General features: G+C 70.0%; 7 protein-coding genes. 6 read left to right on the top strand and 1 reads right to left on the bottom strand.

Annotated features, from left to right (window positions below):
• The 5 genes from EYA84_RS23590 to EYA84_RS23570 all read left to right on the top strand — a co-directional run.
• A partial coding sequence (locus tag EYA84_RS23590) for a Gfo/Idh/MocA family protein (protein WP_131055426.1) occupies positions 1-784 on the top strand: 784 nt, incomplete at its 5' end.
• A gap of 15 nt (positions 785-799) precedes the next feature.
• Positions 800-2,098 (top strand): ABC transporter substrate-binding protein, encoded by a 1,299-nt coding sequence (locus EYA84_RS23585; protein ID WP_236145924.1) that lies wholly within the window; start codon positions 800-802, stop codon positions 2,096-2,098.
• Positions 2,099-2,159: 61 nt separating this feature from the next.
• Positions 2,160-3,119 carry a carbohydrate ABC transporter permease gene (locus EYA84_RS23580; protein WP_131055425.1) on the top strand — a complete coding sequence of 320 codons (960 nt, stop codon included), beginning with the start codon at positions 2,160-2,162 and terminating at the stop codon, positions 3,117-3,119.
• Positions 3,116-3,949, top strand: a complete 834-nt coding sequence (locus EYA84_RS23575) for a carbohydrate ABC transporter permease (RefSeq protein ID WP_131055423.1) — start codon at positions 3,116-3,118, stop codon at positions 3,947-3,949. The genes EYA84_RS23580 and EYA84_RS23575 overlap by 4 nt, the downstream gene beginning before the upstream one ends.
• A gap of 122 nt (positions 3,950-4,071) precedes the next feature.
• The gene (locus EYA84_RS23570) at positions 4,072-4,389 is read left to right on the top strand and encodes an L-rhamnose mutarotase (RefSeq protein WP_161595024.1); all 318 of its coding nucleotides are present in this window, start codon (positions 4,072-4,074) and stop codon (positions 4,387-4,389) included.
• 56 nt (positions 4,390-4,445) lie between these two features.
• Here EYA84_RS23570 and EYA84_RS23565 read toward each other — a convergent pair whose 3' ends face one another.
• A complete protein-coding gene (locus EYA84_RS23565) occupies positions 4,446-5,576 on the bottom strand; it encodes a mandelate racemase/muconate lactonizing enzyme family protein (protein ID WP_131055419.1) in 1,131 nt (376 codons plus the stop codon).
• 130 nt (positions 5,577-5,706) lie between these two features.
• On the opposite strand from EYA84_RS23565, the gene EYA84_RS23560 reads away from it, so the two are divergent.
• A partial coding sequence (locus EYA84_RS23560; RefSeq protein ID WP_131055417.1) for a thiamine pyrophosphate-dependent dehydrogenase E1 component subunit alpha occupies positions 5,707-6,494 on the top strand: 788 nt, incomplete at its 3' end.

Here is a 6,494-nt window from a genome sequence, read left to right as displayed (position 1 = left end):
TGTGTATATGAGACAGGTCGCGGTCGCGCTGCTCGCCGGCGGGGTGCCGGTCCTGGTCGAGAAGCCCCTCGCGGCGACGGTCGCCGACGCCGCCGCGATCGTCGCGGCGGCCCGCACCCACCGGGTCCTCTGCCAGCCCGGACACATCCTGCGCCACAGCGCCCCGCACCGGGCGCTGTACGACGCGGTCCGCGCCGGCCGGCTCGGCCAGGTGCTGGCCGTCTCCTCCCGTCGGGACCGGCCGCGCGCACTCAGCCGGCTCTTCCCCGACGAGCACCCGGCCCTGCTCACCGCCGTGCACGACGTCGACCTGGCCATCTGGTACGCCCAGTCGCCCGTGGTCGAGGTCCGCGCGACCGCCCGGACCCGACCGGGACCGGCCTCGCCGGTCCTGGTGTGGGCGGAGCTTCGGCACGCCAACGACGTCGTGTCGTCGATCCGCAACAGCTATCTCCTACCTGACACCACGCCCAACCACACCTCGGACCTGGTCGAGGTGTACGGCACCGACGGGGTCGCCCACGTCGACCTCGGCCACCCCACGCTGCTCGTCCAGGCCGAGCGGACCGAGGCGCCGGACTGGCTGCTCTCGCCGGCCGACGGCGGCGGCGCGCTCGCCGCCGAACTACGCCACTTCGTCGGTCAGGTGACCGGCACCGAGTCGTCGGCGGTCGTCCCGCTCGCCGACGGACTGCACGTGGTGCAGGTCGCCACGGCCATGGCCGACAGCGCCGCCGCCGGTGGCGAACCCCGTCGGATCTCCTCCCTCGAACCCCTCTCCTGACAGGAGCTTGCGCCGATGTTTCGACGTAGATTGACCGGCGTTCTCGCCGCCGGTGTGGCCACCGCCGCGATGCTGGCCGGATGCGGGGGCGGTGGCGACGCCGCCGACGGCCCGGTCACCCTGAAGGTGCTCACCTGGGAGCCGGGCGGCTCCGAGTACTGGCAGCAGGTGAAGACCACCTTCGAGGCCAGCCACCAGAACATCAAGCTGGACCTGCAGTCGGTCCCGTTCGACAAGTACCCGGAGGTGCAGGGGCCGTACATCACCTCGCAGTCCGGGCCGGACGTGATGGCGAACAACGCCGGACTGGAGCTGTTCGACCGGCGGGGCGCGTACGTGCCACTGGGGGACCGGGCCGCCGAGATCAACAAGAACCTGGTCACCTACAGCGGCGCCTGCGAGGGCTTCGACACCAGCAAGGCCTGCTTCGGCGTGCCCTTCTCCTACCAGGGCAACGTCCTCTACTTCAACAAGGACGTGCTGCGCGGCGCCGGGCTGGACCCGGAGAACCCGCCGGCCACCTGGGACGAGTTCGGCACCGCCTGCGAGGCGATCAAGAACTCCGGCAAGACCTGCCTGGCGCTGGGGCTGTCCGGCACCTTCCCGGCGTACTGGGACTTCCCGGAGATCGCCCGCAACTACCTGACCGAGGACGACATCCGCGGCCTGCTCGCCGGCACGCTGTCCTGGAAGGACCCGAAGCTGGTCCAGGTCCTGGAGAAGCTCGCCGAGATCACCACCAAGGGCTGGACGAACAAGAACGCACCGTCGATCACGATGCTGCCCGACGGCGCGGACATCTTCCAGCGCGGTGACGCCGCCTTCGCCGGCACCATCATCTCCGACGCGGTGAACTGGGAGGCGTTCGGCAAGGCCCTCGGCGACGACAAGCTCGGCGTCACCCGGTGGCCGGTGATCAACCAGTCCGCGCCGCTGGCCGGGAAGTTCTCCGGCATCGAGGGCGCCGTCTACGGCGTGACGCAGTGGAGCGAGAAGAAAGAAGCCGGCCTGGAGTTCATCACCTGGCTGGCCGGCAAGGAGAACGGCGAGCTCTGGGTGAAGCACGCCAAGGGTCAGCCGCTCAACAAGAACGTCGACCCCGCGTTGCTGCCCTCGTCGCCGGCCTTCAAGAAGATCCAGGAGTTCGTGGCCGAGCCGACCCTGCACGCCGGTGTCATGCTCTCCGGCCCGGAGGCCGACGCACTGGCCCGAGGCTGGCAGCAGATCACCCTCGGTCAGCTCACCGTCGACAAGTGGGCCGACCAGATGCAGCAGGCGCTGGAGCGCAGCCCGACGAAGAAGCAGGGCAACTAGTCGCACCGGGTGGGGTGGCCGGGCGCCACCCCACCCGCCAGCCTCCGGGGAGGACAGCCCGATGAGCATCTCCACCGCGTCGGCCGCCGATTCGGCCGTCGCGACGAACCCACCCCCGCCGGTACGCCGCAACCGGCGACCCCGGCACGCCCGGGAATGGTGGCTCGGCGCCCTTCTGGTCCTGCCGGGAATGGCCCTGGCGGTCACCTTCAAACTGGTGCCGCTGATCCGGGGCGTCATCACCAGCTTCGAATCCTCCAGCGGGTTCGGCGACAGCTCCTTCGCCGGCTGGGACAACTACACCCGGATGTTCGACGACCCGGTGGTGCTGGCCAGCTTCCGCAACGCCCTGCTGGTGGTGGCCACCCTGCCGGTCTGGATCGTGCTGCCACTCGTGCTGGCGGTGCTGATCCACCAGCGGGCACCGGGCTGGAAGTTCTTCCGGGCCGTCTACTTCGTCCCGTACACCATCGCGCCCATCGTGGTCGGCATCATGTTCCGGCAGATCCTCAGCCCGGACGGACCGATCAACGCCCTGCTTCGCGCCGTCGGGCTGGAGCCGCTGGCCATCGAGTGGCTCAACGGGCAGAACAGCGCGCTCTTCTCCCTCGTCGCGGTGGCCCTGTGGAGCTTCTTCGGCCTCGGCGTGATGACCTACCTGGCCGGGCTCGCCACCATCCCCGAGGAGGTGCTGGAGGCCGCGTACCTCGACGGGGCCAACTTCTGGCGGCGCCTCTACTCCGTCGTGGTGCCGATGCTGCGCCCCACCGTGGCGTACTGGAGCGTGCTCTGCGCCTCCGGCGTGCTGATCTGGCTGTTCCCGCTGATCTACGCGTTGACCCAGGGCGGCCCCGGCAACGCCACCATGCTCCCCGAGTACCTGGTCTTCCTCACCACCTTCCAGTTCCTCGACCGGGGGTACGGCTCGGCCATCGGCATCGCCCTGTTCGTCTTCGTCGCCGTGTTGTCGATCTTCAGCGTGCGGCACATGTTCAAAGAGGGGACCCGGAAGCCGCGATGAACCGGCGACACTCCGCCCAGATCGGGCGCTACCTGTTGGTCTTTGCGTTGGTGGTGGTCGCGGTGGCGGCGCTCTACCCGCTGCTGTTCACCGTGGTCAGCTCGCTCAAGACGCAGACCGGGTTCGCCCGGGACCCGCTCGGACTGCCGGCCGGGATCACCTTCGAGAACTACGTCGAGGCGTTCAAGCGGATGAACATGCCCCGACTGCTGTTCAACTCCATCATCACCACGGTCGGCGGACTGGTGCTGTCGGTGCTGGCCGCCATGCTGATCGCGTACACGGTGACCAAGCTGCGTTTCCGGGGCGGCAAGCTGGTCTTCCTGTTCATCATCATCACCCTGACCATCCCCAGTCAGGCGATCATCTACCCGCTCTACCAGACCGTGCTGGACCTGGGCATGTCCGGGGAGTACCAGGGCCTGATCCTGGCGTACGCGGCCTTCGGTCTGCCGCTGGGCACGTACCAGCTCGCCGGCTACTTCCAGCAGGTGCCCGACGAGCTGATCGAGGCCGCCCGCGTCGACGGCGCCGGACACTTCACCATCCTGTTCCGGCTGCTCGCCCCGATCGCCACCCCCGCACTGGCGGCGCTGGCCATCTTCAACTTCGTCTGGATGTGGAACGACCTGTTGCTGCCGCTGGTCATCATGGGCGGCTCGGACTCCAAGACGCTGATGGTCGGCGTCTCCCTGCTCAGCGGCCAGTACGACGTGTCGGTGCCGCTGGTCAGCGCCGGCCTGATCGTGGCCCTGCTCCCGGTGCTCATCATCTACCTGGTGTTCCAGCGCCAACTCGTCTCCGGTGCGCTCGCCGGCTCCGGCAAGTGAGCACACCGGCCGACCGGCCCGACCCGGATACTCCTCACTGTCCGGGCGCGGGTCACCCCGGTCCCGCCCCCGATCCCGGCACCGGATCGGGGGCGGGACCGGCCCGTGGGCCGGGAGTGCAGGTGTGCCACCTGTACCGCCTGCGTCCCGGGGCGGAGGCCGAGTACGAGCGCCGGCACGTCGAGCTGTGGCCGGAGATGGCCGCCCTGCTCGACGAGGCGGGCGTGTACGACTACCACATCTACCGGCACGGTCTGCTGCTGATCTGTGTGCTGCGGACCCGGTGGGGCTTCGCGCACGCCGGCCGGGTCACCGGCGCCTCCGAGGTGCAGGCGCGCTGGACGGCGTCGTTGTCGCACCTGTTCGCCGAGATCGCCGACGCCGACGGCGAGCCGCTGTGGGCGTATCCCGTCTTCCACCATCCCGGCCGTCGGATGTAAGGAGGGGTCCCCTGCTAACGCCTCGTGTATAGCAGGGGACCCCTCCTTACATGCGTCTAGACGGCGTATGCGATGGAGCCGTCGGCGCGGTGGGGGATGCGGGTGAGCGGACGGCCGGTCAGGTCCAGCGGGGTCTCGTCGGTGAGGTCCAGGGTGACGCCGAGGCCGGGCTCCTCGGGGATGGGCAGGAAGCCGCCCTCGCGGCGCACGCAGGCCCGCGCCGGACCGTCGGCGAGGGTGTCGTCGAGCGGGGAGTACTCCTGGGTCACGAAGTTCGGGATCGCCGTGTCCAGGTGCACCGAGGCCATGGTGAGCAGCGGTCCGAGGCAGTTGTGGCTGACCACCGCCGCGTGGTACGACTCGGCCAGCGCGGCGATCTTACGGGCGTGGCTGATGCCGCCGGCCAGGCCGAGGTCGGGCCGGACGTACTGGGCCCCGCCCTGCGCCAGCAGCTCCTTGAACTCCCAGATGGTGTGCAGCCGCTCGCCGTTGGCCATCGGCACCCCGAGCGCGCGGCGGCTCAGCTCAGCCTGGCTGCTGACGCTGTCGATCTGGATCGCGTCCTCGACCATCAGCGGGTGCAGCCGACCGACCGCCGGGACGACCGCCTCGGCCTGCAACGGGGTGAGCTTGCGGTGCAGCTCGATGAGCAGGTCGACGTCGGATCCGACCGCGTCGCGGACGGCGGCGGTGGTGGCCTCGGTGTCGGTGACCAGTCGGGCCAGCGACAGGTCACCGTAGTCCGCCGGCAGCGGGTCGAACTTCACCGCGGTGAACCCGTCGGCGACCGCCGCCGCGGCCTGGGCGGCGAGGTCCTGCGCGCCGGTGCCGGGCAGCAGCAGGTGCAGGCGGATCCGGTCGCGGACCCGACCGCCGAGCAACTGCCAGACGGGTACGCCGAGACGCTTGCCGAGCAGGTCCCAGAGCGCAAGGTCGATCGCGGAGACGGCGGCGGTGAGCACCGATCCCCGGAACGGTCCCATCCGGTACAGGTGGTGCCAGTGGTACTCGATCCGGCTCGGGTCGGCGCCGAGCAGGTGCGGACGGAACGCCTCCACGACCGCGTGGACCGCTCCCGGATACCCCCAGCAGGCGGACTGTCCGACGCCGACCAGTCCGGTCGAGGTGTGCACCGCGACGAAGTGCGCGTCGCCCCGCACCACCGACTCGACGGCGGTGATCTCCATGCTGCCCCCAAATTAGAGCCCTATAACGGCCACAAACTTGCTCATGCACTCTTCCATAGCATGATGTCCCTGGTCTAGGCTCCAATCCGAACGAGCCGGAATAGGGCTCTAATTCATCTATGGGGGTGTGATGGGTCTGCCGGACGACTACCGGGCGATGGCCCGGATCCGCCGGTTCGAGGAGCGGCTGGCCGCCCTCAAGGACGACGGCGAGATCCCGGGCTCGATCCACCTGTGCAACGGTCAGGAGGCGATCCCGGTCGGTGCCGCCCGCGCGCTGCGCGACGGTGACCACGTGACCGCGACCTACCGGGGGCACGGCTGGGCGCTGGCCCGGGGCGTGGACATGACCGGGCTGTTCGCCGAGATGATGGGTCGTGACTCGGCGGTCAACGGCGGCCGGGCCGCCTCGCCGTACCTCTCCGACCCCGGACGCTGGTTCATGGGGGAGAACTCCATCGTCGGCGCCGGCGTACCGATCGCCACCGGTGCCGCGCTCACCGCGCAACGCACCGGCAGCGGCGCGGTCTCGGTGGTCAGCATCGGTGACGGCGCGATGAACCAGGGCAACGTGCACGAGGCGATCAACCTCGCCGCCGTGCTCGACCTGCCGCTGGTCCTGGTGGTGGAGAACAACGTCTACTCGGAGATGTCCCGCATCGAGGACATGGTCCGCATCCGACAGCTCGCCGAGCGCGCCGCCGGGTACGGGATCCCCGGCCGGGTCGTCGACGGCAACGACCCGGACGCGGTCGCCGAGGCCGTCGCCGAGGCGGTCACCCGCGCCCGCGAGGGCTCCGGCCCGTCCATCGTGGAGGCCATGACCGAGCGCCTGGTCGGCCACTACAGCGGCGACGTGCAGCATTACCGGCCGGCCGGGGAGATCGCCGCCGCCCGCGAACGCGAGCCGCTGGCCCG

This window comes from Verrucosispora sp. SN26_14.1 (assembly GCF_004307965.1).
Classification (GTDB): Bacteria; Actinomycetota; Actinomycetes; order Mycobacteriales; family Micromonosporaceae; genus Micromonospora.
The sequence above is the reverse complement of the archived record's forward strand: the minus strand, read 5'-3'. Positions and strand labels throughout refer to the sequence as shown.